Annotated in this window: 28 protein-coding genes and 2 pseudogenes; 3 read left to right on the top strand and 27 right to left on the bottom strand. The window is 49.8% G+C overall.

Translation table 11 applies throughout. The annotated features are described in order from the left end of the window. Together B3Z75_RS05255 and B3Z75_RS05250 are read right to left on the bottom strand one after the other, a co-directional pair. The coding region (locus B3Z75_RS05255; RefSeq protein ID WP_294068380.1) for an aconitase family protein at positions 1 to 810 on the bottom strand (810 nt) is incomplete at its 3' end. An 82-nt stretch (positions 811 to 892) separates the two neighbouring features. Then, positions 893 to 2,380: a 2-isopropylmalate synthase gene (locus B3Z75_RS05250; protein ID WP_414702862.1), complete on the bottom strand. Its 1,488-nt coding sequence runs from the start codon at positions 2,378 to 2,380 to the stop codon at positions 893 to 895. A gap of 427 nt (positions 2,381 to 2,807) precedes the next feature. Here B3Z75_RS05250 and B3Z75_RS05245 point away from each other — a divergent pair, with 427 nt between their 5' ends. Together B3Z75_RS05245 and B3Z75_RS05240 are read left to right on the top strand one after the other, a co-directional pair. Beyond that, entirely contained in the window at positions 2,808 to 3,773 is a 966-nt protein-coding gene (locus B3Z75_RS05245) for an aminodeoxychorismate synthase component I (RefSeq protein WP_414702861.1), read from the top strand. A gap of 11 nt (positions 3,774 to 3,784) precedes the next feature. Further along, positions 3,785 to 4,372: an aminotransferase class IV gene (locus B3Z75_RS05240; protein WP_294068376.1), complete on the top strand. Its 588-nt coding sequence runs from the start codon at positions 3,785 to 3,787 to the stop codon at positions 4,370 to 4,372. Between the two features lie 195 nt (positions 4,373 to 4,567). On the opposite strand, the gene nqrF is transcribed toward B3Z75_RS05240, so the two are convergent. The 8 genes from nqrF to B3Z75_RS05200 all read right to left on the bottom strand — a co-directional run bounded on the left by nqrF (position 4,568) and on the right by B3Z75_RS05200 (position 12,853). Next, positions 4,568 to 5,842: an NADH:ubiquinone reductase (Na(+)-transporting) subunit F gene (nqrF, locus tag B3Z75_RS05235; protein WP_294068374.1), complete on the bottom strand. Its 1,275-nt coding sequence runs from the start codon at positions 5,840 to 5,842 to the stop codon at positions 4,568 to 4,570. Between the two features lie 50 nt (positions 5,843 to 5,892). Beyond that, positions 5,893 to 6,507 carry an NADH:ubiquinone reductase (Na(+)-transporting) subunit E gene (nqrE, locus tag B3Z75_RS05230; protein WP_294068372.1) on the bottom strand — a complete coding sequence of 205 codons (615 nt, stop codon included), beginning with the start codon at positions 6,505 to 6,507 and terminating at the stop codon, positions 5,893 to 5,895. 24 nt (positions 6,508 to 6,531) lie between these two features. Further along, positions 6,532 to 7,164, bottom strand: a complete 633-nt coding sequence (locus B3Z75_RS05225) for an NADH:ubiquinone reductase (Na(+)-transporting) subunit D (RefSeq protein ID WP_294068370.1) — start codon at positions 7,162 to 7,164, stop codon at positions 6,532 to 6,534. A gap of 27 nt (positions 7,165 to 7,191) precedes the next feature. Next, positions 7,192 to 7,902, bottom strand: coding sequence for an NADH:ubiquinone reductase (Na(+)-transporting) subunit C (gene nqrC / locus B3Z75_RS05220; protein WP_294068368.1), 711 nt, complete (start codon positions 7,900 to 7,902; stop codon positions 7,192 to 7,194). 12 nt (positions 7,903 to 7,914) lie between these two features. Next, the gene (locus tag B3Z75_RS05215) at positions 7,915 to 9,138 is read right to left on the bottom strand and encodes an NADH:ubiquinone reductase (Na(+)-transporting) subunit B (RefSeq protein WP_294068366.1); all 1,224 of its coding nucleotides are present in this window, start codon (positions 9,136 to 9,138) and stop codon (positions 7,915 to 7,917) included. 46 nt (positions 9,139 to 9,184) lie between these two features. Beyond that, positions 9,185 to 10,531 carry a Na(+)-translocating NADH-quinone reductase subunit A gene (locus B3Z75_RS05210; RefSeq protein ID WP_294068364.1) on the bottom strand — a complete coding sequence of 449 codons (1,347 nt, stop codon included), beginning with the start codon at positions 10,529 to 10,531 and terminating at the stop codon, positions 9,185 to 9,187. A gap of 208 nt (positions 10,532 to 10,739) precedes the next feature. Then, positions 10,740 to 11,507, bottom strand: a complete 768-nt coding sequence (locus B3Z75_RS05205) for a zinc ribbon domain-containing protein (protein ID WP_294068362.1) — start codon at positions 11,505 to 11,507, stop codon at positions 10,740 to 10,742. Positions 11,508 to 11,758: 251 nt separating this feature from the next. After that, positions 11,759 to 12,853, bottom strand: a complete 1,095-nt coding sequence (locus B3Z75_RS05200) for a Nif3-like dinuclear metal center hexameric protein (RefSeq protein ID WP_294068360.1) — start codon at positions 12,851 to 12,853, stop codon at positions 11,759 to 11,761. Between the two features lie 80 nt (positions 12,854 to 12,933). On the opposite strand from B3Z75_RS05200, the gene B3Z75_RS05195 reads away from it, so the two are divergent. After that, positions 12,934 to 14,163, top strand: coding sequence for a PNGase F N-terminal domain-containing protein (locus B3Z75_RS05195; protein ID WP_294068358.1), 1,230 nt, complete (start codon positions 12,934 to 12,936; stop codon positions 14,161 to 14,163). A 24-nt stretch (positions 14,164 to 14,187) separates the two neighbouring features. Here the strand turns inward: B3Z75_RS05195 and B3Z75_RS05190 are convergent, their stop codons facing one another. The 17 genes and pseudogenes from B3Z75_RS05190 to rpsH all read right to left on the bottom strand — a co-directional run bounded on the left by B3Z75_RS05190 (position 14,188) and on the right by rpsH (position 26,667). Next, on the bottom strand, positions 14,188 to 15,426 hold the full coding sequence (locus tag B3Z75_RS05190) for an NAD(P)/FAD-dependent oxidoreductase (protein ID WP_294068356.1): 1,239 nt from the start codon (positions 15,424 to 15,426) through the stop codon (positions 14,188 to 14,190). A 154-nt stretch (positions 15,427 to 15,580) separates the two neighbouring features. Further along, entirely contained in the window at positions 15,581 to 18,112 is a 2,532-nt protein-coding gene (locus B3Z75_RS05185; RefSeq protein WP_294068354.1) for a DUF5916 domain-containing protein, read from the bottom strand. A 423-nt stretch (positions 18,113 to 18,535) separates the two neighbouring features. Next, a pseudogene (gene rplQ, locus B3Z75_RS05180) lies at positions 18,536 to 19,009 on the bottom strand (50S ribosomal protein L17); the annotation flags it as partial. Between the two features lie 8 nt (positions 19,010 to 19,017). Continuing rightward, complete coding sequence (locus tag B3Z75_RS05175) at positions 19,018 to 20,019, bottom strand: DNA-directed RNA polymerase subunit alpha (protein WP_294068352.1); 1,002 nt, start codon at positions 20,017 to 20,019, stop codon at positions 19,018 to 19,020. A gap of 4 nt (positions 20,020 to 20,023) precedes the next feature. Beyond that, positions 20,024 to 20,633: pseudogene (gene rpsD, locus B3Z75_RS05170) on the bottom strand (30S ribosomal protein S4). A gap of 115 nt (positions 20,634 to 20,748) precedes the next feature. Next, positions 20,749 to 21,138 carry a 30S ribosomal protein S11 gene (gene rpsK / locus B3Z75_RS05165; RefSeq protein ID WP_294068350.1) on the bottom strand — a complete coding sequence of 130 codons (390 nt, stop codon included), beginning with the start codon at positions 21,136 to 21,138 and terminating at the stop codon, positions 20,749 to 20,751. A gap of 11 nt (positions 21,139 to 21,149) precedes the next feature. Continuing rightward, entirely contained in the window at positions 21,150 to 21,530 is a 381-nt protein-coding gene (gene rpsM, locus B3Z75_RS05160; RefSeq protein WP_294068348.1) for a 30S ribosomal protein S13, read from the bottom strand. A gap of 37 nt (positions 21,531 to 21,567) precedes the next feature. Beyond that, positions 21,568 to 21,684, bottom strand: a complete 117-nt coding sequence (gene ykgO / locus B3Z75_RS05155; RefSeq protein WP_076929107.1) for a type B 50S ribosomal protein L36 — start codon at positions 21,682 to 21,684, stop codon at positions 21,568 to 21,570. A 94-nt stretch (positions 21,685 to 21,778) separates the two neighbouring features. Further along, positions 21,779 to 21,997: a translation initiation factor IF-1 gene (gene infA, locus B3Z75_RS05150; RefSeq protein ID WP_019541318.1), complete on the bottom strand. Its 219-nt coding sequence runs from the start codon at positions 21,995 to 21,997 to the stop codon at positions 21,779 to 21,781. A 17-nt stretch (positions 21,998 to 22,014) separates the two neighbouring features. Continuing rightward, a complete protein-coding gene (gene map / locus B3Z75_RS05145; RefSeq protein ID WP_294068342.1) occupies positions 22,015 to 22,782 on the bottom strand; it encodes a type I methionyl aminopeptidase in 768 nt (255 codons plus the stop codon). 26 nt (positions 22,783 to 22,808) lie between these two features. Continuing rightward, entirely contained in the window at positions 22,809 to 24,131 is a 1,323-nt protein-coding gene (secY, locus tag B3Z75_RS05140; RefSeq protein ID WP_294068340.1) for a preprotein translocase subunit SecY, read from the bottom strand. A 4-nt stretch (positions 24,132 to 24,135) separates the two neighbouring features. Next, positions 24,136 to 24,582, bottom strand: a complete 447-nt coding sequence (gene rplO, locus B3Z75_RS05135) for a 50S ribosomal protein L15 (RefSeq protein ID WP_294068338.1) — start codon at positions 24,580 to 24,582, stop codon at positions 24,136 to 24,138. Between the two features lie 32 nt (positions 24,583 to 24,614). Beyond that, complete coding sequence (gene rpmD / locus B3Z75_RS05130; protein ID WP_294068336.1) at positions 24,615 to 24,791, bottom strand: 50S ribosomal protein L30; 177 nt, start codon at positions 24,789 to 24,791, stop codon at positions 24,615 to 24,617. Between the two features lie 17 nt (positions 24,792 to 24,808). Then, positions 24,809 to 25,327, bottom strand: a complete 519-nt coding sequence (gene rpsE / locus B3Z75_RS05125) for a 30S ribosomal protein S5 (RefSeq protein WP_294068334.1) — start codon at positions 25,325 to 25,327, stop codon at positions 24,809 to 24,811. Between the two features lie 5 nt (positions 25,328 to 25,332). Next, the gene (rplR, locus tag B3Z75_RS05120) at positions 25,333 to 25,677 is read right to left on the bottom strand and encodes a 50S ribosomal protein L18 (RefSeq protein ID WP_294068332.1); all 345 of its coding nucleotides are present in this window, start codon (positions 25,675 to 25,677) and stop codon (positions 25,333 to 25,335) included. A gap of 21 nt (positions 25,678 to 25,698) precedes the next feature. Continuing rightward, complete coding sequence (gene rplF, locus B3Z75_RS05115) at positions 25,699 to 26,253, bottom strand: 50S ribosomal protein L6 (protein ID WP_294068330.1); 555 nt, start codon at positions 26,251 to 26,253, stop codon at positions 25,699 to 25,701. Positions 26,254 to 26,271: 18 nt separating this feature from the next. Next, positions 26,272 to 26,667: a 30S ribosomal protein S8 gene (gene rpsH, locus B3Z75_RS05110; protein ID WP_294068328.1), complete on the bottom strand. Its 396-nt coding sequence runs from the start codon at positions 26,665 to 26,667 to the stop codon at positions 26,272 to 26,274. Positions 26,668 to 26,682: the final 15 nt, after the last annotated feature.

Raw genomic sequence — 26,682 nt, 5'->3', positions numbered from 1 at the left:
AGCACCCTCATCGGTCTTCAACGTATTCCAGTAGGCCATTGCTTCCTCCCACTTCTCTCCCTGGGGAGCAAATTCACGTCCTCTCAAATAGTGGAACGTGGTCTCGTCGGGAGCGACCAATCCACCCCGCGCGCCCATCTCAATGCTCAGGTTGCAGAGTGTCATCCGCTCTTCCATGGTCAGGTTGCGCACCGCCTCCCCGGCATATTCCACAAAATATCCGGTAGCACCTCCCGTGGTCAGTTGAGAGATCATGTACAACGCCATATCCTTGGCACTCACACGGTCGTTCAGTGTGCCCTCAAAATTGATGCGCATGGTTTTGGGCCGTGTCTGCAGGATGCATTGCGAAGCCAGCACCATCTCCACCTCGCTGGTACCAATACCGAAGGCTATCGCTCCGAAAGCACCGTGAGTAGAGGTATGGCTGTCCCCGCAGACAATGGTCATCCCCGGCTGTGTATAGCCATTTTCCGGCCCTATCACGTGTACGATGCCATTTTTGGGGTTGTTAAGCCCATAGTACGTAAGTCCAAACTCCTCCGCATTTTTTGCCAGGGTATCTACCTGAAAACGGGATACCTGGTCGCGAATGGGGCGGTCCTGCCCCATGGTGGGGATATTATGGTCGGCCGTGAGCGTGGTCTGCGCAGGGCGAAACACCTTCAGCCCCCGGGCACGTAGTCCCGCAAAGGCCTGCGGGCTGGTCACCTCGTGACACAAATGCCGGTCTATGTATAGTTGGGTGGGACCGTCCTGCACGGTGGTAACCACGTGGGCATCCCAGATTTTATCAAAAAGCGTCTTCATATAAGTAATATTATTGTTGTCTGATGTTTTGGTTCTTATCTCTTCGTTCTTGTGTTTTGTACTTTGCGTTTTGCCTCTCTCCTTATTCCACAAATTTATTCACAGCATCAATGAATGCTTCCACGGAAGCCGCCACAATGTCGGTGTTGGCCGCGAAGCCGTAATACAGCATATCGTTGTGTTCTACCTGCATATGCACTTTTCCCACGTCATCACTGCCGCGATCAATGGCCTGAATAAGGAACTCCTGAATTTTCACCTTTCTGCGGATAATATTTTTCACTGCCCTGATGGCTGCATCCACAGGGCCGTTGCCGGTGGCCGTAGCCTCAAAATGTTCGCCGGCAATATTCAGGCCGATGCTGGCCACATCGCGTACACCGATGCCGCAGACTACCTGGAGGTAGTCCACCTTGATCCGATGCAGGCGTGCCTCCTTGCCCACAAGCATCAGGATATCGTCGTCGTTCACGTTTTTCTTTTTATCGGCCAGCTCCAGAAACTGCAGATATACCTTATCCAGCTCTTCCGCCTCAAGCTTTACTCCCAGCAGCGACAGCCTGTTTTTCAGCGCGGCACGGCCACTGCGGGCAGTCAGCACGATTGCGTTGTCGTCGATGCCCACATCTTTTGGGTCGATGATCTCGTAAGTCTCCACATTTTTGAGTACTCCGTCCTGGTGAATCCCGGAGGAGTGGGCAAACGCATTGCGCCCTACAATTGCCTTGTTGGGCTGTACCGGCATGTTCATCAGGCTCGACACCATGCGGCTGGTCGAGTAGATTTGCTGCGTGTTGATGTTTGTATCGAAGCCCCGGTCCTTGTGGCTTTTGAGTGCCATCACCACCTCCTCAAGCGAGGTATTGCCGGCACGCTCGCCGATCCCGTTGACGGTCACCTCAATCTGTCGGGCACCGTTAAGTACTCCTGCAATGGTGTTGGCCGTAGCCATACCCAGATCCTGGTGACAGTGTGTGGCAAGAATGGCATTCTTCAGATCCACATTCTCGGTCAGGTATTTTATTTTGGCTCCAAATTCATCCGGGAAACAGTATCCCGTGGTATCGGGAATATTGACCACCGTCGCACCGGCGTTGACCACAGCCTGCACCACACGGGCAAGATATTCGTTGTCGGTACGGCCCGCATCTTCGGCATAAAACTCCACGTCGTCCACAAAACGACGGGCATATTTTACTGCCTTCACGGCCCGCTCAATGATCTCCTCGCGAGTGGAATTAAACTTGTGCCTGATGTGAAAATCGGATGTACCGATGCCAGTGTGAATCCGTTTGCGCTTCGCATACTGCAGTGCTTCGGCGGCTACTTCGATATCTTTCTCCACGGCACGCGTAAGGGCGCAGATGGTGGGCCAGGTAACTGCCTTGGATATTTCCACGACCGATTTAAAATCACCCGGGCTCGACACCGGAAAGCCGGCTTCAATCACATCCACCCCCAGCAGCTCCAGTGCCTGTGCAATCTGAATCTTCTCAATGGTATTCAGCTGGCATCCGGGCACCTGCTCGCCATCTCTCAACGTGGTATCAAAAACATAAATACGCTCCATGATAAACCTAAATTATCTTCGTTTCAACATAAAAGAAAAAAACCCTCCTCACGCGGGTGAGAAAGGTCATCGATATTTTGTTTGCATTAATACTGATTGGATACGCCAGTCTCACCCTCCGAAGTTCTCCAGAAGTAGAATAGAAATGACTAGAATATCTTTTTGATAATGCATGACAATCAATAAAAAACTGTTTAATGGTTGCAAAGTAACAGCAAAAAAAATTACCGGCAAAATATTTTTCTGTTTTTCTTCAAAAATAACTTCAATTTACTTCTGTTTTGCGAAAAATATCTCCGATTCGAAACCAATCAGCCTTAAAAGCTGCAATCTCCCGCCGTGATGATGTTTTTGAAGAACCCCTGCAAAGATAAACAACAAGAATGGCCTGAAATTGTTCGGGAGATGTTATTTTTGTGGAATGTTTATGTATTGCAGCGAAATAAAAGAAAAGATGAACCGGGCAGGACAAGGCAGAGAAGCCTTTCTGTTCGGCATTGACTTTGAGATGGAGAGAGGATTTTTCCTGGCAAAACCATTGGCACAGCAGACCGTCCTGTTTGAAATAGGCAACGTGGGCAATATGCCACAGCTACCGGAAAAGATACCTTCCTACCACTTTAAAGCCTTCCCGGAAGCATATCACATCTATCAGCAGCGGTTTGAGACCGTGATAAATGGCCTGAAACGGGGCGACTCCTACCTCACGAACCTCACCATCCGGACACCGGTCAGCAGTTCACTCTCGCTGCAGCAGATCTTTCTGCATGCACGTGCACCCTATAAGCTCTTCCTGCCCGGCAAATTTGTATGCTTTTCACCCGAATGTTTTGTACAGATGGAGGCAGGAAAGGTTGTCACCTTTCCCATGAAAGGTACCATCGACGCCCGACTGCCCAATGCCCGCCAGGTTATTCTGAACGACCGGAAGGAAACCGCGGAACATAACACCATCGTGGACCTGCTGCGTAACGACCTGAGCCGCATAGCATCGCAGGTAAAGGTAAACCGTTTCAGATATATCGACAAGCTCCTTACCCACAAAGGTCCAATATTACAGGTAAGTTCCGAGATTGAGGGTGTCCTGCCGGACGATTATATGGAGCAGCTGGGCACCTTGTTTTTCAGGCTGCTTCCTGCCGGCTCGGTATCGGGAGCACCCAAGCCGGCCACAATAGCACTCATCCGTCGTGCTGAAAAGGCACCCCGCGGATTCTATTCCGGCATCGGTGGCTATTTCGACGGGAAGCGACTGGAATCGTTTGTGCTGATCCGCTTCATCGAACAGGACGAATCGGGACTTTATTTCCGCAGCGGCGGCGGCATCACCGCACAGAGCGACTGCCGGAAGGAGTACAACGAAGCGATCCAAAAAATCTATTTACCCTTTTAATCCTCAAACATATGTTTCTGGAAACCATCTGCATAGATCACGGCAGGCTACTCAATGTAGCGGCACACCTCAACCGCATGAAACTGACTGCGGCCGCTTTTGCATTTCACGCTCCTGCTCTCCCCGATCTGCTCAAACTCCTTCCCCTGGACCAGTACAATACGAAGGTGAAGTGCCGCATCCTCTACAGGGAAACCCTACACGATATCACCTTCGAAAAATATCGTCCCCAAAAAATTCTATCGCTGAAGCTGATCGAGGCATCACCCGATTATGGATATAAGTACGCAGGAAGAGAGGAACTCACCGGGCTGTTGGCACAGAAAGGTGATGCGGACGAGGTCCTCATTACCCGCAATGGCCTCATCACGGACACCTCCTTCAGCAACGTGGTTTTCCGGCAGGGAGAGCAGTATTTCACTCCGGACAGCTGGCTGCTCAATGGCACCAAACGGCAAAAGCTGCTCCGGGAAGGCAGGATAACCGAAAAAAGAATTACCCGGGAGACATTGCACGAATACCAGTCTCTCTTTCTCATCAACGCCATGCTCGATGTGGAAGATGCCGCTTCGATACCCGTGAGCAACATTACCCCATAGTTTCTCAACGGACAAAACGTACACCGTGAGTCAGACACGCTGCACACGAAACACAAACTTGTGCCGAATACATGACATGCAGGACAAACAAGCCTGCAGCATAAAAAAACGGCCCTCCCGCAAGGAGAGTACCGTCTGATTTACCAACTGCCGCAGCTGTGACCTTACAGCAAAAAGCAGGTAGAAAAATGTCAATTAGCCGAAATCGTCGAACATGATCATCTCCGGCGGTACACCCAGGCTGTCGAGCATGCGCTTTGCAGCATTGGCCATCGGTCCGGGACCACACATGTAGTACTCGATATCCTCGGGAGCCTCATGATCTTTCAGATAGGTATCGTAGATCACCTGATGCACAAAACCCGGTGTATATTTCACGCCGGCCGCATCGGCAGCCGGATCGGGACGGTCGAGCGCCAGACGGAAAGAGAAGTTGGGGAACTCCCGTTCGAGCTCGTAGAAATCTTCCAGATAGAAAGCCTCCACCAAGGCTCTGGCACCATAGAAGTAAGTCATCTTCCGATCCCTGGTCTTCAATGTCTTGGTCATGTGCATGATCTGCGAGCGCAGCGGAGCCATCCCCGCGCCTCCACCAATCCAGAGCATCTCTCTCTTGCTGTTGAGCACAGGATGGAAATCGCCATAGGGGCCCGACATCATCACTTTGTCGCCTGGCTTCAGGTTGAAGATGTACGAAGATACAATCCCGGGGTTTACGTTCATCCACCCCCCTTTTGCTTTATCGAATGGTGGCGTGGCCACGCGCACATTCAGGGTGATGATGTTTCCTTCTGCAGGATAGTTCGCCATTGAATAGGCACGGACAGTGTCCTCCTCATTTTTGGCAGTCAGATCCCACATTTTAAACTTATCCCAATCTCCTTTATATTTATCTTCGATGTGAAAATCCGAGTAACGGACAGCATCGTATTTGGGGACTCTGATCTGGCTGTAGGAGCCCGGTTTGAAGTCGAGCTTCTCCCCTTCGGGCAGTTTGACCACGAACTCCTTGATAAACGACGCCACATTTTTGTTCGAGATGACTTCACACTCCCACTCCTTGATACCAAAGATCTCGTCGGGAACAACAATCGACATGTTGTCTTTCACTTTCACCTGACAGCTTAAGCGCCAGTTATTGAGTTGCTCCTTCCGGCTGAAGTGGCCTTTCTCGGTCGGCAGTATCTCACCACCGCCCTCCTCCACGCGGCAACGGCACTGGCCGCATGTTCCGCCGCCTCCACAAGCGGAAGAAAGATAGATATCCTTCATCTGAAGCGAGTTTAACAGGGTGTTCCCCATCGGCACGCTCAGCTCTTTCTCGTTGTTTACGGTGATTTTTACATTGCCTGACGGCATAAGTTTGGCCTTGGCGATAAGAATAACGACAACCAGGATAAGGATGATCAGCAAGAATACAACAACACTTGTCCATATCGTTAGTCCGCCCGCATTTAATAATACACTCATACTTATGTATTTAATTTATTTGTAACCGATGTTAATGTCTGTGTGTGGGGTTAAATGTTGATTCCGGAAAAACTCATAAACCCGATGGCCATCAATGCCGTGATGATAAAGGTAATTCCCAACCCTTTCAATGGCTTTGGCACATGAGAATATTCCAGTTTCTCCCGGATGGCAGCCATCCCAACAATGGCCAGCAGCCAGCCGATGCCCGATCCAAAGCTATAGGCGGTGGCCATGCCAATGTTGGCAAATTCGCGCTGTTGCATAAACAGGGATCCTCCCAGGATAGCACAGTTTACCGCAATGAGCGGCAAAAAGATACCCAACGAGGAGTAGAGGGCGGGAGTGAATCGTTCAACAATCATCTCCACCAGCTGCACAAAAGAGGCAATCACCGCAATAAAGATAAGCAAACTAAAAACGCTCAGGTCTACTGCTGCAAACTCTTCGCCTAGCCACTCCAGGGCTCCCGCTTTGAGTACATAGTTTTCGAGTAAATAATTGATGGGTAATGTCAGCACCAGCACGAAAGTAACTGCAATACCGAGTCCCAATGCTGTTTTCACGTTCTTCGACACCGCCAGGAAGGAACACATCCCCAGGAAGTAAGCGAAAATCATGTTATCGACGAAGATCGACCGTACAATTAAACTAATTGCATCCATATATCTTTACTATTTTTTCGATTATTAATTGGTTTCCTCCTGCAGCTCCTTGTTGTTCGCCCGGTGAATCCAGATGATACATGCCACCAACAGGATGGCCATGGGTGCGAGCATCATGAGTCCGTTATTTTCATAGCCGGCATCGTAGAACGCCTGCGGAATCACCTGATGTCCCATCAGCGTACCCGAACCCAACAACTCACGGAAGAATCCTACCACTATTAAAATCCAGCCATAGCCCAGTCCGTTGCCTATCCCGTCGAGGAAAGAAGGCCAGGGGCCGTTACCCAGTGCAAAAGCTTCGAGTCGTCCCATCAAAATACAGTTGGTGACTATCAGGCCCACAAATACCGAGAGTTGTTTGTTCACATCGTAGGCGAAAGCTTTCAGCACCTCACTCACAATGGTAACCAGAGCTGCCGCAACCACAAGCTGCACAATGATGCGAATGCGGTTGGGTATAGTCTTGCGCAGCAGCGATATGATCACGTTGGCAAAAGCCACGACAATAGTTACGGAGATAGCCATCACCAGTGAGGGTTCCAGCTTGGAGGTTACCGCCAGTGCCGAGCAGATACCCAGTACCTGCACAATAACGGGGTTGTTTTTATTCAGCGGGCCCAACAAAACCGCTTTTGTTTTACTTGATAAAGCCATTTTCTTACTGTTTTATATCGTCTGTCCCTATTGGGCAGCCTGCAAGTTCATCAAAAAACTCTTGTATTCACCCACGCTTTGAAGCAGCATCTTGTCTACACCCTGACTGGTGATGGTTCCCCCCGAGATGCCGTCCACGTAATCACGGTTGGCGACCGATTTGCCAGGCTTCACCACGGCAATCGACCTGAACTCACCTTCTTTAAAGAGCTCCTTGCCGGTGAACTGGTTCCGGAACGCGAGTGTTACAATTTCTGCACCCAATCCGGGTGTTTCACCGGCATGGCCAAACTCGGATCCGTAGATGGTGCTGCCATCAGCTTCAACGGCCAGGTAGCCCCAGATAGCCCCCCAAAGGCCCGTCCCCCTCATGGGTATGATGTATACGGGTGCTCCCGCAACTTCTGCTTCGTATACCGGCAGGCCCTGCGCTCCTTCGCTGCCCAGCTCTGTAGAAAAGGCAGGATCGTTGGGCGTGATTCCCTCGGTACCCTCCACCTTGTTTCCGTGGCTGTCGATAAGGTAGGCATTTTTCACCAACTCATCGTACTTTGCTTCCGCTTCGGCAGCCTTTGCGTTGATATTGAGCGAACGCAAAATCTGCTGCATTTTGTCAATATTCACGTTGGTCGTCTGCTTCTCGTTCAGCACCTGATGCGTGAATGCGAGCCCCAGCGCCACGAGAATCACCATTACCGCAGCATATATAATTGTGTATCCACTATTTTCTCTGTTCATAGCTATCCTCCTTTATTGTTGTTGTCCCGTTTTTGCTACGGCAGCCCTTTTCATACGTCGTTTGATGTTGCCGTCAATCACATAGAAGTCGATAAGCGGTGCAAACGCGTTCATAAACAGGATGGCAAGCATCATGCCTTCGGGATAACCCGGGTTGAACACGCGGATGGTAATCGCCAGCATCCCGATCAGGAAGCCATAGATCCATTTCCCCTTCTCCGTTCGGGCCGACGTGACCGGGTCTGTAGCCATGAACACGGCGCCAAAAGCAAAGCCGCCCAACAGGAAATGATAATGTACCGGCATCTCCATGATCGCATTCTGAGCGAAGAGATTCACCAGCAACACCGACACAAGTCCGCCCAGGAATACCGAGAGCATGGTTTTCCAACTCCCCACGCCGGTAGCAATCAGCAGCAGGGCACCCAACAGGATGGCAAAGGTGGAAACCTCACCTACGGAACCGGGAATAAATCCGAAGAACATATCACTGATGCTCAAAGGCTGACCGGTGATGCCCTGAAAGGTGAATTCGCCGAAGCTGGCCGCATCGGTGGTGGCAATCTGTCCCAGCGGCGTAGCGCCCGAGTAGGCGTCTATCACGGTTCCCTTGCCCATGCCAAAGGTGTCGGCAGTACGCACCCATACCTGGTCGCCCGACATCTTCGAGGGATAGGAGAAAAACAGGAAAGCACGCGTGATCAACGCCACATTGAATATATTATATCCCGTACCGCCAAAGACCTCTTTAGCAAAGATTACTGCGAAGGCAGTGGCTACGGCAATCATCCACAACGGGGTGTCCACCGGAACAATCATCGGAATAAGAATCCCCGTCACCAGAAATCCTTCGGCCACCTCTTCCTTTCTTACCTGGGCAATGGCAAACTCAATGCCCAGCCCCACCACGTAGGAGACCACAATCTGAGGCAGCACAGCCAGGAATCCGTAAATAAATTTCGTTAGGAGGGAAGCCTCCAGTCCCAAGGACATATAATGTTGCAGCCCCACATTGTACATGCCCACCAGGAGGGCGGGCAACAGGGCGATGATCACAACGATCATCGTGCGTTTCGAGTCGCGTGCATCGTGAATATGCACTCCCGATCTCGATGTAGTGTTGGGCACGAAAAGGAATGTCTCAAATGCATCGTACGTTGAATAAAGCCAATGCAGTTTACCGCCTTCCTCGAAATTCGGTTTTATCTTATCAAGATACTTTCTTAACGCTTTCAAAGTGCTATGTTTTAGTAGTTATTATTCAATTATACCGTTGCACCGCTTATTCCATCTCCTTGCGCAGCAAATCCAGCCCGGCGCGTACGATACGTTGCAGCTCCAGCTTCGAAGTATCCACAAACTCGCACAGTGCGAAATCTTCGGGGGCCACTTCATAAATACCCAGCTGCTCCATCTTGTCAATATTAAATGCGATGATGGCTTTGATCAGCTGCTCAGGATAGATATCCATGGGGAAAACCTTGTCGTACTCGTTGGAGACGATGATGGCCCTGGGCCCTCCCATGAGGCGGGCGTCGAGACGGTAATTTTTACGGTGAGAGAAATATGTGGCACCGGCACTGTAACGTTTTGGCGAGAAGGAAGCCCATCCAAAAGCCTCGTGCACGTCGTCCCCTTCGGGAATCACTGTCACCTGCGAGTCGTAGGCCCGCAGCTCCCCATTCGCATCAATCTTCCTTCCTGTGAGCGGGTTTCCGCTGATAAAGCGCAGCGAGATTCCTTCGGTCACGTTCTGTGCAAAGATCGATTTCAGTTCCGTACCGATCACCATATTGTAGTAGCCCGTCTGCTTCACTTCCGAACCGGTGAGTGCCACAGTGCGGGTAAGATCAACGACCCCCTTGTTGAAGAGGCGGCCGATGATGGCTACATCCGGGGCATTGAGCGTCCACACCACCTCTCCCCGGTTCACCGGCTTGATGTGATTGATTTGCACACCCACATTTCCGGCGGGATGTGGCCCTTCGAATTCGGTGATGACCACATTCTTTGCTTCACGCAAACCGTTGAACGAGGTTTTGTTGCTGACAGAGAGGTATACCTTCCCGGGAGTGAGCTTTGCCAGAGCATCAAGCCCAGCCTGGAAGTCGGCCTCCTTCTCCTTCAACAGAAAGTCGTACGAGGGAGCCAGCGGCGCAGAATCGAAGCCGGTCACAAAAATATCGCGGGGTTCTTTATCCGGGAGAGCCACCACATCGTAAGGGCGCTGTTTAATCAGAAACCAGATGCCGGCATCGAGGATTGTTCTTTTCACCTCCTCACCGGAAAGCGAAGCCACTTCCTTTGCTCCAAAGTCTTCGTACTGAGTGCTATCGTCGGCCTTTACAACAATGTGAAGGATACGCCTTTTCTCCCCTCTTTCAATGGCGGTCACCACACCGCTCACGGGCGAAGCAAAGCGCATGTCGGGATGATTCTTCTCGTAGAACAGCGCTGTACCGGCCTTTACGGTATCGTCCACCCTGACGGCTAACTTGGGTGTAATGCCATGAAAATCTTCCGGACAAATGCGTACAAATTCACTCTTTACCGTACCTCTGACGGTCTCTTCTGCGGTACCGAGCAACGGAATTTGCAAGCCTTTCTTAATTTTTATTCGATTAGCCATATAGTTATTATAAATTACCTTTCTTGTAATCTTTTTTATTGAACCTGTTATAAATTAAAAGGTTTCACACAAGTGCGATGTACATAGAGGATATAGTCTTTTAAAAGCGCAAAGATACGTTATTTGCAGCCAATAAAAGAAAATTTTCCGGAAAATAAAGAAAAAATTCCTCAATGGAATGCCGGTGTCTTTTCCCGGGTTATGCAATTTATTTTTCCACGATTCCGGCCATTTCAGGGTCAATCATGATCCGCCCGCAATATTCACAGACAATGATCTTTTTGCCCAGCTTGATGTCCATCTGTTTCTGGGGAGGAATTTTGTTGAAGCATCCCCCGCAGGCACCCCGTTGAATGGGCACCACGCCAAGGCCGTTGCGGGCATTCTTGCGAATACGTTTGAAGGCAGCCAGGAGACGGGGCTCAATGGTATTCTCCGTTTTTTTTGCTTTCTCTCGAATTTTCTCTTCCTGTGCTTTTGTTTCCGAAACAATGTCGTCCAGCTCCTTTTTCTTCATCTCAAGGTCGGCTGTCTTATCCTTCAGCTGCTCGCCCGCAGCTTCAATCTGCTCTTTGATGGATGCGATCTCCTGCGAAAACTCCCGGATATGCTTTTCGGAAAGCTCAATTTCCAGTGTTTCAAATTCAATCTCCTTCGAAAGATGATCGTACTCCTTGCTGTTACGTACGTTGTCGAGCTGCTTGGTATATTTTTCGATCTTTGCCTTGCAGGTTTCTATCTTCCCTTTCTGCAGCTTGGTGTTCTCCTCCAACTGCTTCATTTCAAGCTGAAAATTATTGACACGTGTACCCAGGCCGGCGATCTCGTCGTCGAGATCCGACACCTCGAGCGGAAGCTCCCCGCGCAATGTTTTGATCCGGTCAATTTCCGACAGATACGATTGCAGTTTGAAGAGCGACTTTAGTTTATCCTCTACGGAGACTTCTTTTTCAACGGTTTTTTTTCTTGTTGCCATAATGGTTCGGTTTATGTAATGATGTAATTATTTCAGATCAGGTCGACGCCCATTTTGATCCCTGCACGCTCATCGTTGTTGACGAGGGTGAGTCGCGAAATCAGAAATCCCGGGCCTCGCATACGGGATTGAGCATACAATCGTTGTCGTCCGGAGTCATCCTAATAAAAAATGCAGTAATCAAACGACAACTCCGTCGTTTCATTACCACATTTCTCTGCAACTGCGGGAACAAGTCAGACCGCTTTCTTTCACAGATATTTCACGGGATTCGAGTCGAATGCCGATTTATGCAATGCAAAGGTAGAAAATTTTTTCGAAAGAAGATCGAAAAAAATATCTTTTGTGCAGATCTCCGACTCGTAATGGCCTACTACAGCGAGCAGTATACGCCCTTCCACGTCGTAGAAATCGTTGTACTTCGCCTCGCCCGTCACAAAGGCATCGGCGCCATATGCCACGGCACCGGGGATCAAAAATGATCCTGCCCCACCGCACAGGGCCACATCGCGGATCTCCTTACCATGCATCTTTGAGTGACGAATGGCAGGCAGATTAAAAATGTCTTTCAACAGATAGAGAAATTCCTGCTCCGGCATCGGCTCCGGCAGCACCCCCACCACCCCGCTGCCGCTCTGCGGCCATGTGTTGGCGATCGGGTACAGATCGTATACCGGCTCTTCATACGGATGCACAGCCAGCAGCGCCCGCAGTACCTCTTCCTTCTTCATGAGAGGGATCACGGTCTCTATTCTTACCTCCGGCTCCACATGCAAAGCATTGATCTCTCCAACATGCGGACGGGCACCTTGCCGCGCACGGAAAGTGCCTTCGCCTGTCAGATTATAACTGCAGCTGTCATAATTACCAATATGTCCGGCGCCGGCATTGAACAGCGCATTTCGCACACTATCGGCATGGTGCAAGGGTACCGTGGTAACAAACTTCAACAGGGCATTCTCCTTCGGCTGAAGGATCTTCACGTTCTGCAGCTCCAGCATTTCTGCCAGCTTGTAGTTGACGCCCCCCGGTGCGTTATCCAGGTTGGTATGCGCAGCGTAAATCACGAGATCGTTTTTGATGGCTTGCATTATGCACCGTTCTATGTAGTTCCTTCCTGTCAACGACTTAAAAGGCCTGAAGGCTAAGGGGTGATGGGTGATGATGAGGTTGCACCCCAACGCGAGGGCCTCGTCGATCACGTTCTCGGTCACGTCTATCGCCAGGAGGACGCCCGTCACTTCCCTTCCGGAATCGCCCACCTGTAGCCCGCTATTGTCAAAATCCTCCTGCAATGGCAGGGGGGCAAGTTGTTCAATAACCTGAAGAATTTCTTTGATGCGCATATCAGCTGCTTTAGTAATTGTACAAATATAGGGATTTTTGTAAATTTGCAGTCACCAAAACGTAAAATCATCATTCCGGTATGCAAAAAAAGATTATCCTCCTGCTGTTATGCATCGCAGCCGTCACCCTTCTCCCGGCACAGCGCACAAAACGACCCGTCACCATCAATTTGTTCCCGGAAATGCCCGTTTGTTTTAATCCCGCGGAATATCCAAATGGCGTCGTAGAAAAAGAGGGCATGATCTATCTTGGAAACGGGCGGATTGTGCTGAAAAAGATACAACTTCCCAAATTCACAAAATACACCGGGGCTTCGCTCACCCTATCGCTGGTTTCAAACGGCGATCCCTGGGACAAATCGGGATCCTGCTTCGTGATTCCGGCCTCCGCCGGGACGACCATGCTGGATATAGCCGCCGGACGTGCCGCCTACCCCCGGCAAGACAGTGGACGCTACGAGCAGCTTGCCGGTATTGTACAAGGAGAAAATTACCGGCCCGCGATAGAGTTGATGCGGTTTATGACTCCGTTTGGCGTAGGCCATTTCAGTAGCGACGATGATTCCGTATCGGCACGCCGCCGCCCGGTCTATGTAGATGGATGGGCCAAAGAGGTGACCTGGACACAGGACATCACCGATCTGCTTTCCCTTTTCGAAGAGGAGGCATACATAGGTATCTTCATTGACACATGGACCAAAGAGGGGTACAAGGTGGATGTGCAGCTTTCCTGGACTGAGAGCGCCCTTCCCTGCGACACGATGCCGAAGCTGCATGTGGAGCCGCTGATCAACACCAACTACTATATCGGCCAGAAGCATCCCGATATCTTCTCGCGGCAGGATGTCTCCATTCCTTTTACCATTCCGGAAAATGTTCGGAATGTACGTCTGAAATATATAGCCACGGGACATGGCGGCCATTCGGGAGGGGACGAGTTTCGTCCGCAAAAGAACATTCTTTCCGTCGACGGGGAGGTGGTGCTTGATTTTACACCGTGGCGTACCGACTGCGCCTCCTTCCGCAGGTTTAACCCCACCTCTGGCGTGTGGCTTCAGAAGCGAACACAGGCATTTATTGGCAAAGGAGGAAAACGGGAAGTCAAAGAGATCGAGGAGCCGCTGGCATCGTCCGACCTTTCGCGAAGCAACTGGTGTCCAGGCAGTGACGTAACACCCGAGGAGATCAACCTGCAGGGCATCACTCCCGGCAGCCATACACTCACCATCAGCATACCGGAGTCAACCCCCATCGACGAGAACAAGCTAAATCACTGGCTGGTATCCGCCTATCTGGTCTGGGAAGAGTAAAAACCACCCCATTGGATTCTTGGATCAGTCCGTATCCTTCAGGATCAGACGCAGCGAGTTGTTCTTCGTAAAATAGTTCCAGGCCCAGTTGATGAAGACAACCAGCTTGTTGCGGACACTCAGGATCAGCATCAGGTGAAGGAACATCCAGATAAACCAGGCAAAACGGCCTTTGAACTTTACAAAGGGCAGGTCCACCACCGCTTTATTCCGTCCAATGGTAGCCATCGTGCCCAGGTTACGGTACTCGTAGAGTTTCAGTTCCTGATATCCCTTCTCCATCCGCTGCAGGTTGCGCGCCAGGTTCTTTCCCTGTCCAATGGCCACATTGGCCAACTGTGGGTGACCCCTTGGATATTTTTCGGTCTCCATGTAGGCTACATCCCCAATCGCAAACACATTGCGCAGGCCATCCACCCGGTTGAAGCGGTCCACTTTGATTCTGCCCGTGCGCAGCCGGGCCTCTTCCGGAATGCCTTCAATGCTGTTGCCGGTCACGCCGGCCGACCAGATCACGTTCCGGCTATGAATGGTCTCCCCGTTATTCAGGGTGAGGAGTTCCCCGTCGTACTCCTTTACCAGAGTGTTTGTTTTTACGATTACTCCCATGGAGCGAAGCTGCCTCTCTGAGTAGTTCTGTGCGAAGCTGCTCATGGCCGAAAGGGTATGTTCCCCTCCTTCCAGCAGATAAACATGCACCTTGGAAGAATCAATATTGGGATAATCTTTCGGCAGCACCTCTTTCGTCATTTCAGCAAAAGCGCCGGCCAGCTCCACCCCGGTAGCGCCACCACCCACAATCACAATATTGTAGAGGCCTTCCTTCTCATCAGTATACAACAGTTTCTCAAAATTGTGAAGAATAAAATTTCGCACGTTGATGGACTGATAAGTCGATTTCAATCCCAGGGCATGCTTCTCGGTCTGCACATTTCCGTAGAAGTTGGTACGGGTACCGGTCGCAATCACCAGATAGTCGTAATGAAACTGCCCAATCGTGGTATCCACATACTTCTCTGCGTCATTTACCGACAACACCTGTGCCAGACGGATGCGCACATCCCTTCTTTTTTGAAATATTTTCCGGATGGGAAACGAGATGGTAGCCGGCTCAATCTGCGAAGCTGCCACCTGATAAAACAATGGAGGAAACTGATGGTGATTGATCTTGTCAATCACCATGATATCGAAGACTCCCTTTTTAAGATGCCTGATAAACTGCAATCCGCCAAAGCCACAACCTGCCACAACAATCTTTTTCATCCTGTTCTTACGCTATGATTCATCGAAACAAAGAGATGTATCCCGGCTCGTACAATGGGAGCTGCTCCCTTTTCACACCTCCGGGTACCCATGTTAGTATGATAAACATTTCCCAATGCGAAAAAGTTGCAAAAAAGCGAGGTTAAAAGAGGACTCAGAAAATAAATGCGTAGGACACTTTAACAAGGAAGTCATTCTGTGCCTTTGCCTGAACCAGTTCATGAACATAGCCACCAAAACGGAAAGTACCATCCTCCTCCTGCAGCGTTTTACCCTGCGACCATACCAGGTAGAGCACAGAACCGGGTTTGTATTCCCACCGGTATACCAAATTAGAGCGCAACTGCAAGAAGTGAAAATCAGGATTGTCGTACGAATAATCGTCTATCGGCGTATATCTCTCCGCAAACTTGTCCGCCTGCGGATGCGTCACCGTTTTAAAACCATAATAATCGCCCGAGAAAAGATAGGGCAGTGCATACCACTGCAACGACATATCAGGCGTGATGCCAAAGTTGATACGAATTGACATGGAAGCAATATGCTGATGGATGGACGAGAGAATGTACGCGGGATGATTGCCCTCCACGGTACGCACATACTGCTGATGATCGGTAGATTGCACATACTGCGGGTAAACCGACAGCAAGAGCCGGTTGTTCGGCTTATAGGAGAGGCCGAGCCCGCAGGAAACTGCGGCAGCCGAGTTTTCAAAACCTCTTCTGAAACTCATATCGTATTCGGCCTGAAACTTCTTCCTGTTGTCGGTTTCGATGGAAAACCAGCCATTCATCACACCCGGTGTGCGGATGGAAGGGCCGCCACGCAACAGGGTGGTCGAATTACCGTTGTAATTGATATTCAGCCCTCCTGCAACATCGTAGTAATTGTTGAACTGAATGTATGCAAACGACTCTGTGCCCAACCCTTTCGACATGCCGGAGAAATCCAAAATATGATAGGTAGATCCGTTAAACTCGTACTGGTTTACAAACCCTTTGGGGCGCCATTCCCTGTAGCCTGCCCAGACGCCATTCATGATCTGGTCGGCATTGTGCTTAAAGCCGATGTCGTTAAGCTCCAGTCCCGGGGAGCTCCAGCTCGAGAACAGCAGAAAATTGAAATGTCCCGATATCTTGCCTCCGTTAAAGGACCCCCCCATTCCGCTGAGCGTGGTGCGGGACGAGTCGAGCCGAAGGTGATCCGCATCGGGGCGCTGGTAATAGCGTGCCGAGGATTGCTGCAGGCGGGTTATCGCCTGCGGGGCTCCCTGCAGATGGCTGAAGAAGGCGCGTGCGGTGACGTAGTATGATTTCTTCCGCCAGTAACGGGTAAAATTGATTCCTCCCGTGTAGGCTGAGCGCGGTATCTCGCGGAACTGCTCCTCGTCGATCTTACGGTTAACGGCCGTCACGATGCCCCCCACAATCAGGTTGCCGCTGTCAAGATCCTGCTCCACCCTTCCGGTGAAGTAACTAGAGAGCGGCTCAACAGCATAGCCCGCTCTCTCCCCATCGCGGTCTATCTCACTGTACATCTTCTGTGTGACGGCATTCAATATCCCCAGGGAGGTACCTTTGCTCGTTTTTCCGGATATCTTCACTGCCCCCAAAATATTGGTACGACCCGGTGCTCTTACATATTCATCCTCCTCGCTGTCGTAGGAGAATTGGGGTTCTCTTCCCAGCCTGCGGGAGTAGAAGATCTTGTTCCGTTCGTTGTTGGTGATGTCAAAGGGATAATGGTAAATGTTGCTTCCTTCTACAAAAAAAGGCCTCTTTTCGTCGAAATAGGTTTCAAAATTGGTCAGGTTCACGTTCGAAGGGTCTGCTTCCACCTGTCCAAAATCGGGGTTGATCGTAAAATTCAACGTGAGATCATTCGTCAGGCCCACCTTGCCGTCGACGCCCATCGATGCTTTGGCGCTTCGTCCCGTAGCGAACGGGTTTCCGGCTTCTTTCTCCGTCAATGTTAGCTGAGAAAGGGCAAAAGGAACAACCTCCGCCTCTTTTCCGGGTGAAATATCATGAATACCCAGCAGCGTCCCAAAGTGTGCCACAAACTGAGATGAAGCCTTATCGACAGGCTGCCAAAATGAGACCTCCTGCAGGCGATAAATTTGCCGTGCTACTTGTAGCCCCCACCGGTAGGTTTTCTTTTTTCCAAAACGGAGCTGCGAATAGGGAATGCGTATCTCGGCATACCAGCCCTCTGGCTGCAGGGAGGTTTTCGTCTCCCAAACGGGATCCCAGGTATCATCTTGGCCACTGCTCTCCGAGCGACGCACATCGCGTTTGCTTCCCGATGCCGAGACGAAGAACTCAAAAGAGGTCATTTTATCCTCGTAGCTGTCTATTGCTATGGCCACCCAATCGCCGTCGATCGCGTCACGACGCGATATGCGGCGGACAATTTCGGCGGGTATGCTATCCAGGGCTTTAATGGCTACGTACAGGTTGTCGTCATCATACACGATCGCATACAGCGTTTGTTGCGACGGAGGAGCGTGGGGAACCGGCTCGTACTGAATAAAATCACCCGCCCATTCGGTGTGCTGCCAGCACTCGTCGCCCAGGTGCCCATCTATCCGGGGTGCTTCTCCTGCACGCAGGGCAGTGTAACTCTTTGTCTGGCAAAGAGCCACCGTGGGTATTACAAGGTATAAAAAAATAAAAAAAGACTTCATATCCATTCAGACTATTTCATATAGGACAAAAAAGAAGTCAGCGTCGTTACACCTGCAGGACAAAAATATAAAAAAAAGCGCTACGAATCACTCGCGGCGCTTTCTTAATGTTTAACATTTTAAAAATCACAGCTTCACTGCAAATACACCATCGACAGAGGTGTTAGGTCTCCGTCGTAACGACGATGTACCCACAGTGTTTATTGTGAAAGAAGTTTATGCCTTCTCTTCCGGTGCGGCATCGGCTTCCGGAGCGGCAGACTCTTCTTTGTTCTCAACAGTCTCCTCCTGAACGCTCTGTGTCGTTTCCACGTTGCCGGTCTCGGTTTTCACCTCTTCGGCAACCTCTGCTTCTTCCACTGTCTTGGTCTCTTCCACTGCCTTTTCGGCTTGTTTTACCTCCTTGGCTTTCGCGTCTTTCGACTCTTTCTTTGCCTTGGGAGCAGCGGCAGTGGTAGTAGCAGCAGCATCAGACGTAGCTTTTCTGCGTGAACGGCGTGTTTTTGTCTTCTTGGCACCGCCATCAACCAGCATGTTCTCGTTATAGTCGACCAGCTCTATGAAGCACATGGCTGCATTATCACCCAGACGGAATCCGGTTTTGATGATGCGGGTATATCCCCCCGGACGGTCGGCTACCTTCTGCGATACCGACTGAAACAGCTCGGTCACGGCCACCTTGTTCTGCAACAGCCTGAACACTTCCCTTCTCGAGTTGGTACTGTCTTCCTTACTCCGGGTGATGATAGGCTCTACAAATTTCCTCAATTCCTTCGCCTTGGGAACAGTAGTAAAGATGCGCTTGTGCATGATAAGCGAAGTAGCCATGTTGGACAACATCGCCTCCCGATGTGCAGTCTTGCGTCCTAAATGATTGAATTTCTTATTATGTCTCATTGTAATCCTTAGTCTTTATCTAATTTGTATTTCGATGTATCCATGCCAAACTGTAACTTCAGGCCGTCGAGCAGTTCTTCCAGCTCGGTCAGCGATTTCTTTCCGAAGTTACGGAACTTGAGCAGATCGTTCTTGTTGTGTGCCACCAGTTGTCCCAGCGTCTCCACATCGGCAGCCTTCAGGCAGTTGAGTGCCCTCACCGAGAGGTTGAGATCAGACAATTTGCGTTTCAGCAGCTGACGCATATGCAACACCTCTTCGTCGAACTCTTCAATGCTCTCGGCATCGGAAGTCTCGAGCATGATCTTGTTATCGTCAGAGAACAAGACAAAATGCTGAATCAATATTTTAGCAGCTTCCTTCAACGCCTCTTTGGGTTGAATGGATCCATCGGTGGAAATTTCAATAATCAGTTTTTCGTAGTCCGTTTTCTGTTCGATACGGTAATCTTCTATCTCGTATTTTACGTTCCGGATCGGTGTGTAAATGGAGTCAATGGCAATGGTCTGCACATCATCGGAGGCGAGCATCTCCCGATTCTCATCGGCAGACACATAACCTCTTCCCTTGCTGATGGTCAGCTCCATGCGCAGATCGGCCTTCTTGTTCATACGGCAGATCTCGAGCTCGGGATTCAGCACTTCGAAACCGGTCAGTAATTTACCAATATCTCCGGCTTTAAACACTTCCGTTCCCGAAATAGCGATGCTCACTTTTTCTGTTTCAAACTCTTCTACTATCCTTTTAAATCTTACTTTCTTCAGATTCAGAATAATACCTGTTACATCTTCAATTACACCGGGAATGGTTGCAAATTCATGCTCCACCCCATCTATCTTAACCGATGTAATAGCGAATCCTTCCAGAGAGGAAAGCAGAATACGGCGCAAGGCGTTGCCTATAGTAATACCGTATCCGGGCTCCAACGGGCGGAATTCGAATTTACCGGAGAAGACGTTCTCCTGTAACATGATTACCTTATCGGGTTTTTGGAATGCTAATATTGCCATGAAATTATTGTTTAGAATATAATTCTACGATGAGTTGTTCTTTGATGCTTTCCGGGATATCTGCTCTTTCGGGCACGTGAAGCATTTTACCGCTCAAAGTACCTTTATCCCACTCCAGCCAGGGATATTTGCTGTGATTGAAACCTGCAAGGGCATTTACAACAACCTCCATCGATTTTGATTTTTCTCTTACGCCCACCACGTCACCTGCTTTCACAGTATAGGAGGGGATGTTCAGCACCTGGCCGTTCACCACGATATGGCGGTGTGTAACCAGCTGGCGTGCAGCCGCCCTCGTGGGAGCAATACCCAGGCGGAATACGATGTTATCGAGACGCGACTCGAGCAGTTGAAGCAGTACCTCACCGGTAATACCGCGGCTGCTGGGATGCTCTGTCGAACGTCAGACGGAACTGTTTCTCCAGTACGCCGTACGTATATTTAGCACGTTGTTTCTCGCGTAACTGGATGCCGTATTCCGACGTTTTCCGTCTGCGTGAATTACCGTGTTGTCCCGGGGGATAGTTCTTTTTTGAGAGAACCTTATCGGGACCGAAAATAGGCTCGCCAAATTTGCGGGCGATTTTTGATTTTGGACCAATATATCTTGCCATCTTTACAATTAAACTTTACTGAAGCCTAAACTGTGCAGCCGCGATTACAGAGAAGTTGTGTTGTAATCAATCACAGCTCAAGTCTCAAGATAAATGAAACTTAAATTATTTACAATTAAACTTTTCTCTGTTTGGGAGGACGACATCCGTTGTGCGGTAATGGCGTCACGTCTACAATTTCCGTCACTTCGATCCCTGATCCGTGAATGGTTCTGATAGCCGATTCACGTCCGTTGCCCGGTCCTTTCACGTAAGCTTTCACCTTGCGCAGCCCTAAATCATAGGCTACTTTTGCGCAATCTTGCGCCACCATCTGTGCTGCATAGGGTGTATTCTTCTTTGAACTTCTGAAACCCATTTTACCAGCCGAGGACCAACTGATCACTTCTCCATTCTCGTTGGTTAACGATACAATGATGTTGTTGAACGACGACGAGATATGCGCCTGGCCTGTGGCGTTCACTTTTACATTTCTCTTTTTTGCTGCAACTGTTCTTTTTGCCATGTTACCTTCTATTATTTAGTAGCTTTTTTCTTGTTAGCAACGGTTTTCTTTCTTCCCTTCCGCGTACGGGCATTGTTCTTTGTGCTCTGTCCGCGCACGGGCAGGCCAATACGGTGGCGAATGCCGCGATAGCAGCCAATATCCATCAGACGTTTGATGTTCAGCTGCACTTCCGAGCGCAGATCACCTTCCACTTTGAATTCGTTGCCAATGATCTCGCGTATGCGGGCTGCCTGTTCGTCAGTCCAATCCTTCACTTTGATATCCCTATCAACCTCTGCTTTTGTTAAAATGGTGTTCGCTGCACTGCGTCCGATGCCGTAAATATACGTCAGGGCTATTTCGCCTCTTTTATTCTGCGGCAGGTCTACACCCACAATTCTTATAGCCATATATGTCTTTTAATTATTTGTTTACAATAATGTATAATTATCCCTGACGTTGTTTGAACTTGGGATTCTTTTTGTTGATGATATACAGACGGCCTTTTCTTCTTACTATTTTACAGTCGGCCGTACGTTTCTTGAGTGATGCTCTTACTTTCATATGAATTATTTATTTTTTGCTCGTTTTAGTTCCTGTTACCTGAATTCAAAGTCTTCCGTCCCGGTTTTCGAGTCTTGTGTCTTGCGTCTTGACTCTATTTGTACCTGAACGAAATTCTTCCTTTCGAAAGGTCATAAGGCGACATTTCCACTCTCACCCTGTCTCCGGGAAGAATACGGATGTAATGCATGCGCATCTTCCCCGAAATATGGGCAGTTATTTCATGTCCATTTTCCAGTTCTACGCGGAACATTGCATTCGATAATGCTTCAATAATGGTTCCGTCCTGTTCTATTGCTGCTTGTTTAGCCATTCAATCAATGCTTCTTTTTAGTTGGTTTCAATTATAAACTCAAATGTCGATAATATATCGGCTTTCCCGTTCCGGATGGCAACAGTGTGTTCAAAATGGGCCGATGGCTTGCGATCTTTTGTCCGCACCGTCCAGCCATCATTCTCAAACACCACTTTCTTGCCGCCCATGTTGATCATCGGTTCAATGGCAATGCACATTCCATTCCGAATGAGCGGGCCCGTACCACGTCGACCGTAGTTAGGCACCTCTGGGGCTTCGTGCATCTGCCGTCCAATGCCATGTCCTACCAGTTCGCGAACCACCGAATATCCTTTCGATTCGCAGTAAGACTGAATGGTGGAACCGATATCTCCAATCCTTTTCTCTTCCTGTGCCTGCTCAATTCCTTTGTATAACGACTCTTTGGTTACACGAAGCAGTTCTTTCACTTTTTCGTCTACCTCGCCCACACAGAAGGTGTAGGCCGAGTCGCCGCAAAAGCCACGCAGCTGGGTGCCACAATCCACCGAGATCACATCCCCTTCCAGCAGGGGCTTGTTATTGGGGATGCCGTGCACCACGTTCTCGTTGACGGAAGTACAGATGGAATTGGGAAAACCGCCGTATCCTAAAAAGGTGGGGATGGCACCATGATCTCTGATAAACTCCTCGGCTATCTTATCGAGTTGCAGCGTGGTCACGCCCGGCCTGATGTGGTGCGACAACTCTCCGAGTGTCATTCCCACAAGCCGGTTCGCTTCCCGCATAAACTCAATCTCTTCGTCGGTCTTCAGTATGATCATTTTACTCTCCATCGCATTACCTCACATTAATAAGCAGCAATTGAGCCTGTTCTGCCTTTGATCTTGGCACCCGACTTCAGGAATCCATCGTAATGCCTCATCAGCAGGTGACTTTCAATCTGTTGCAGGGTATCGAGTACCACACCCACGAGAATCAACAGCGAAGTGCCCCCGAAGAACTGGGCAAACTGAGAGTTGATTCCCATCAGTCCCGCGAATGCGGGCAGGATGGCCACGATAGCCAGGAACACAGAACCGGGCAAGGTAATCCTCGACATGATGGTGTCGATATACTCGGCCGTCTTCTTTCCCGGTTTCACACCCGGAATAAATCCGTTATTCCGTTTCAAATCCTCCGCCATCTGCACCGGGTTCACCGTAATGGCCGTATAGAAGTAGGTAAAGGCAATGATCAACGTAGCAAAGATGAAATTATACCAGAAGCTGGTAAAATCCATCAGCTGCGTCCAGAAGCCCCCCCCTTCGCCGGCAGAAAACTTCGCAATGGTAAGCGGAATGAACATGATCGCCTGTGCGAAGATGATCGGCATCACGTTGGCGGCATTCACCTTCAACGGGATATACTGCCTCACGCCTCCATACTGTTTGTTCCCTACAATGCGCTTGGCATACTGCACGGGCACCTTGCGGATACCCTGTACCAACAAGATAGCAGCAGCCGTAACCGCAACCAGGAACAACAACTCGAGCAACAACAGAATCAATCCGCCCGGAGCATCGATCAACCGGTCGTACTCAGCCACCAGGGCATGGGGAAGACGGGCGATGATGCCAATCAGGATGATGAAAGAGATGCCGTTGCCGATTCCTTTATCGGTGATGCGCTCACCCAGCCAGAGCACAAACATGCTGCCGCCGGCAAGGATCACCGTCGAGGGCAACACCCAATCCCAGAAACCTCCGGGAATGGCACTGCCTACGGCTCCATAAAGGTAAGCCGGTCCCTGCAAAATCAGGATGCCTACCGTAAGATAACGGGTGTACTGGTTTATCTTGGTACGTCCGCTTTCGCCCTCGCGCTGCATTTTCTGAAATGCAGGAACAGCAATACCCAGCAACTGCATCACAATGGATGCAGAGATGTAGGGCATGATGCCCAGGGCGAAGATGGATGCGTTCGCAAAGGCACCCCCCGAGAACATGTCGAGCAGGCTCAACAAGCCGGTACTGGCATTTGATTGCAGTGCCACGAGTGCCTCCGGATTGATTCCCGGCAATACCACGAACGATCCAAACCGGTAGATGGCAACAAATCCAATGGTAATCAGAAGCCTCTGACGGAGGTCTTCGATTTTCCATATATTCTTTATTGTTTGTACAAATCCCATCGCATCAGAGTTTTTTTGCGGTTCCACCTGCAGCGGTGATTGCCTGTTCAGCCGACTTTGAGAAAGCGTGTGCTTCCACGTCCAGCTTAGCCGTGAGGGTTCCCCTGCCCAGAATTTTCACCAGATGCTTGCCGGCAATAAGTCCGGCATTCACCAACACTTCGGGATTGATGGCGGTGAGCTTCTGCCCATCGGCCAGTTCCTGCAAAGTCTCCAGGTTGATGGCTTTATACTCCACTCTCTTCAGTGGTTTGAATCCGAATTTGGGAACGCGACGCTGTAACGGCATCTGTCCTCCTTCAAAACCGACTTTCTTTGAATAACCCGATCTTGATTTTTGACCTTTATGTCCTCTGGTAGAAGTGCCTCCCTTGCCCGATCCGGGACCACGCCCAATACGCTTGCGGGTTGTAGTTGCTCCTTCTGCCGGTTTTAAACTCGATAAATCCATTGTATGTATCTATTTTATCGTTTATAAATCAATTACTCTACTACCGTCACCAGATGACGCACCTTGCGGATCAGTCCCCTGATTGCCGGGGTGTCTTCGTGTTCCACCACACGGTGCATTTTGGTAAGTCCCAGTGCATCCAACGTCAGTTTCTGATCTTTCGGAGCCCCTATCCTGCTTTTTGTCTGTTTTACTTTGATTGTAGCCATGTCAGGTTCCTCCTTTATTATCCGTTAAATACTTTTTCCAAACTTACCCCTCTGTTCTGTGCTACAGTAAGCGGGTCTCTCAGCTCGGTGAGGGCGGCGATAGTAGCCTTCACCAGGTTGTGCGGGTTCGACGATCCTTTCGACTTGGCCAGTACGTCGGTGATGCCCACGCTCTCCAGTACGGCACGCATGGCGCCTCCGGCCTTTACTCCTGTACCGGCAAAGGCGGGTTTCAGAAATACCTGTGCACCGCCAAAGGCAGCTGTCTGCTCGTGGGGAATCGTTCCCTTGTGTACGGGAACCTTGATCAGGTTCTTTTTGGCTGCTTCCACCCCTTTGGCAATTGCCGTGGTAACTTCGCCTGCTTTACCGAGGCCCCAGCCTACGATGCCATCTTCGTTGCCTACAACAACCATGGCTGCAAACGTAAAGGTACGGCCTCCCTTGGTCACCTTGGTGGTACGATTAATAGCCACTAAACGGTCTTTTAATTCGATATCGTTTGTTGTTTTTACCTTATTATTCATTCCTGCCATAATCGTTAAAATTTAAGCCCTCCCTTACGAGCGGCATCAGCCAATTCTTTAATACGTCCATGATACAAGTAACCGTTTCTGTCGAACGTTACTTTTTCCACACCGGCCTCCTTGGCATGCTGGGCAATCAACTCGCCCACCTTGGCAGCGATCTCTTTCTTGGGAAGCTTCTCTTCCATTTTCAAAGAAGATGCCGAAGCCAGCGTCTTGCCGGACAAGTCGTCGATGACCTGTGCATATATCTGTTTGTTGCTCCTAAAGACGGACAAACGCGGACACTCGGGAGTGCCGCTAATTTTGCCGCGTACTCGGGCTTTTATTTTTAATCTTCTTTCGTTCTTTGTTACCATTGCGATTTCAGTTTACGTAGATTATTTACCTGCTGTCTTACCCGATTTGCGGCGTACCTGTTCACCCACAAAACGGACACCTTTTCCTTTGTAAGGCTCCGGCTTGCGGAACGAACGGATCTTGGCACATACCTGTCCGAGCAGTTGTTTGTCACACGACTCGAGCATGATGAGCGGGTTCTTGTTCCTCTCCATCTTGGTCTCCACCTTGATCTCTTTGGGCAATTCCATCAAGATGCTGTGGGTATAGCCAAGCGAGAGCTCCAGCACCTGTCCGCTGTTGGTCACACGGTAACCAACACCTACCAGCTCCAGCTCTTTACGGAAACCTTCCGTTACGCCTGTAACCATATTGAATAATAAAGAACGGTAAAGACCGTGCAATGCGCGGTTTTCTTTTTCGTCGTCGGGCCGTTCGATGATCAGCTGACCACCGTCTACTTTCACTTTCATGTTGGGGTTAACCTGTTGTTTCATTTCGCCCTTGGGCCCCTTCAGTGTAATCACATTGTCTTCTCCCACAGTAACGGTAACGCCTGCAGGCAAGGTAATGGGTAATTTTCCTATTCTTGACATATTGTTCTCTCCTTCAAATTAATATACGTAACACAATACTTCGCCGCCAACTTTTTGTTCGCGGGCCTCTTTATCTGTCATTACTCCGTTTGAAGTAGATAATATGGCAATACCCAAACCATTGAGTACGCGCGGCATCTCTTTGTGGCCGACATACTGACGTAAACCGGGCGAAGAAACGCGTTTCAGTTTTTTGATGGCATTTACCTTGTTCACCGGATCGTACTTGAGTGCGATCATGATGGTGCCCTGGGGACCATCCTCTACAAACTTATAGTTAAGGATGTAGCCTTTCTCAAAAAGAATCTTTGTGATGTCTTTTTTTAAATTCGATGCGGGAATCTCCACCACACGATGCTTCGCCTGGATAGCGTTTCGTAGCCGCGTCAAATAATCTGCTATTGGATCTGTCATATACTAAAAAATTAA

The sequence above is a fragment of the Proteiniphilum sp. UBA1028 genome (assembly GCF_002316955.1).
Classification (GTDB): Bacteria; Bacteroidota; Bacteroidia; order Bacteroidales; family Dysgonomonadaceae; genus Proteiniphilum.
The sequence above is the reverse complement of the archived record's forward strand: the minus strand, read 5'-3'. Positions and strand labels throughout refer to the sequence as shown.

Bases quoted from the DNA above. Each gene is read 5' to 3' on its own strand.
- B3Z75_RS05250 (WP_414702862.1), bottom strand. From the start codon at position 2,380: ATGGAGCGTATTTATGTTTTTGATACCACGTTGAGAGATGGCGAGCAG.
- B3Z75_RS05245 (WP_414702861.1), top strand. From the start codon at position 2,808: ATGTATTGCAGCGAAATAAAAGAAAAGATGAACCGGGCAGGACAAGGC.
- B3Z75_RS05240 (WP_294068376.1), top strand. From the start codon at position 3,785: ATGTTTCTGGAAACCATCTGCATAGATCACGGCAGGCTACTCAATGTA.
- nqrF (WP_294068374.1), bottom strand. From the start codon at position 5,842: ATGAGTGTATTATTAAATGCGGGCGGACTAACGATATGGACAAGTGTT.
- nqrE (WP_294068372.1), bottom strand. From the start codon at position 6,507: ATGGATGCAATTAGTTTAATTGTACGGTCGATCTTCGTCGATAACATG.
- B3Z75_RS05225 (WP_294068370.1), bottom strand. From the start codon at position 7,164: ATGGCTTTATCAAGTAAAACAAAAGCGGTTTTGTTGGGCCCGCTGAAT.
- nqrC (WP_294068368.1), bottom strand. From the start codon at position 7,902: ATGAACAGAGAAAATAGTGGATACACAATTATATATGCTGCGGTAATG.
- B3Z75_RS05210 (WP_294068364.1), bottom strand. From the start codon at position 10,531: ATGGCTAATCGAATAAAAATTAAGAAAGGCTTGCAAATTCCGTTGCTC.
- B3Z75_RS05205 (WP_294068362.1), bottom strand. From the start codon at position 11,507: ATGGCAACAAGAAAAAAAACCGTTGAAAAAGAAGTCTCCGTAGAGGAT.
- B3Z75_RS05200 (WP_294068360.1), bottom strand. From the start codon at position 12,853: ATGCGCATCAAAGAAATTCTTCAGGTTATTGAACAACTTGCCCCCCTG.
- B3Z75_RS05195 (WP_294068358.1), top strand. From the start codon at position 12,934: ATGCAAAAAAAGATTATCCTCCTGCTGTTATGCATCGCAGCCGTCACC.
- B3Z75_RS05190 (WP_294068356.1), bottom strand. From the start codon at position 15,426: ATGAAAAAGATTGTTGTGGCAGGTTGTGGCTTTGGCGGATTGCAGTTT.
- B3Z75_RS05185 (WP_294068354.1), bottom strand. From the start codon at position 18,112: ATGAAGTCTTTTTTTATTTTTTTATACCTTGTAATACCCACGGTGGCT.
- B3Z75_RS05175 (WP_294068352.1), bottom strand. From the start codon at position 20,019: ATGGCAATATTAGCATTCCAAAAACCCGATAAGGTAATCATGTTACAG.
- rpsK (WP_294068350.1), bottom strand. From the start codon at position 21,138: ATGGCAAAAAGAACAGTTGCAGCAAAAAAGAGAAATGTAAAAGTGAAC.
- rpsM (WP_294068348.1), bottom strand. From the start codon at position 21,530: ATGGCTATAAGAATTGTGGGTGTAGACCTGCCGCAGAATAAAAGAGGC.
- ykgO (WP_076929107.1), bottom strand. From the start codon at position 21,684: ATGAAAGTAAGAGCATCACTCAAGAAACGTACGGCCGACTGTAAAATA.
- infA (WP_019541318.1), bottom strand. From the start codon at position 21,997: ATGGCTAAACAAGCAGCAATAGAACAGGACGGAACCATTATTGAAGCA.
- map (WP_294068342.1), bottom strand. From the start codon at position 22,782: ATGATCATACTGAAGACCGACGAAGAGATTGAGTTTATGCGGGAAGCG.
- secY (WP_294068340.1), bottom strand. From the start codon at position 24,131: ATGGGATTTGTACAAACAATAAAGAATATATGGAAAATCGAAGACCTC.
- rplO (WP_294068338.1), bottom strand. From the start codon at position 24,582: ATGGATTTATCGAGTTTAAAACCGGCAGAAGGAGCAACTACAACCCGC.
- rpmD (WP_294068336.1), bottom strand. From the start codon at position 24,791: ATGGCTACAATCAAAGTAAAACAGACAAAAAGCAGGATAGGGGCTCCG.
- rpsE (WP_294068334.1), bottom strand. From the start codon at position 25,327: ATGGCAGGAATGAATAATAAGGTAAAAACAACAAACGATATCGAATTA.
- rplR (WP_294068332.1), bottom strand. From the start codon at position 25,677: ATGGTAACAAAGAACGAAAGAAGATTAAAAATAAAAGCCCGAGTACGC.
- rplF (WP_294068330.1), bottom strand. From the start codon at position 26,253: ATGTCAAGAATAGGAAAATTACCCATTACCTTGCCTGCAGGCGTTACC.
- rpsH (WP_294068328.1), bottom strand. From the start codon at position 26,667: ATGACAGATCCAATAGCAGATTATTTGACGCGGCTACGAAACGCTATC.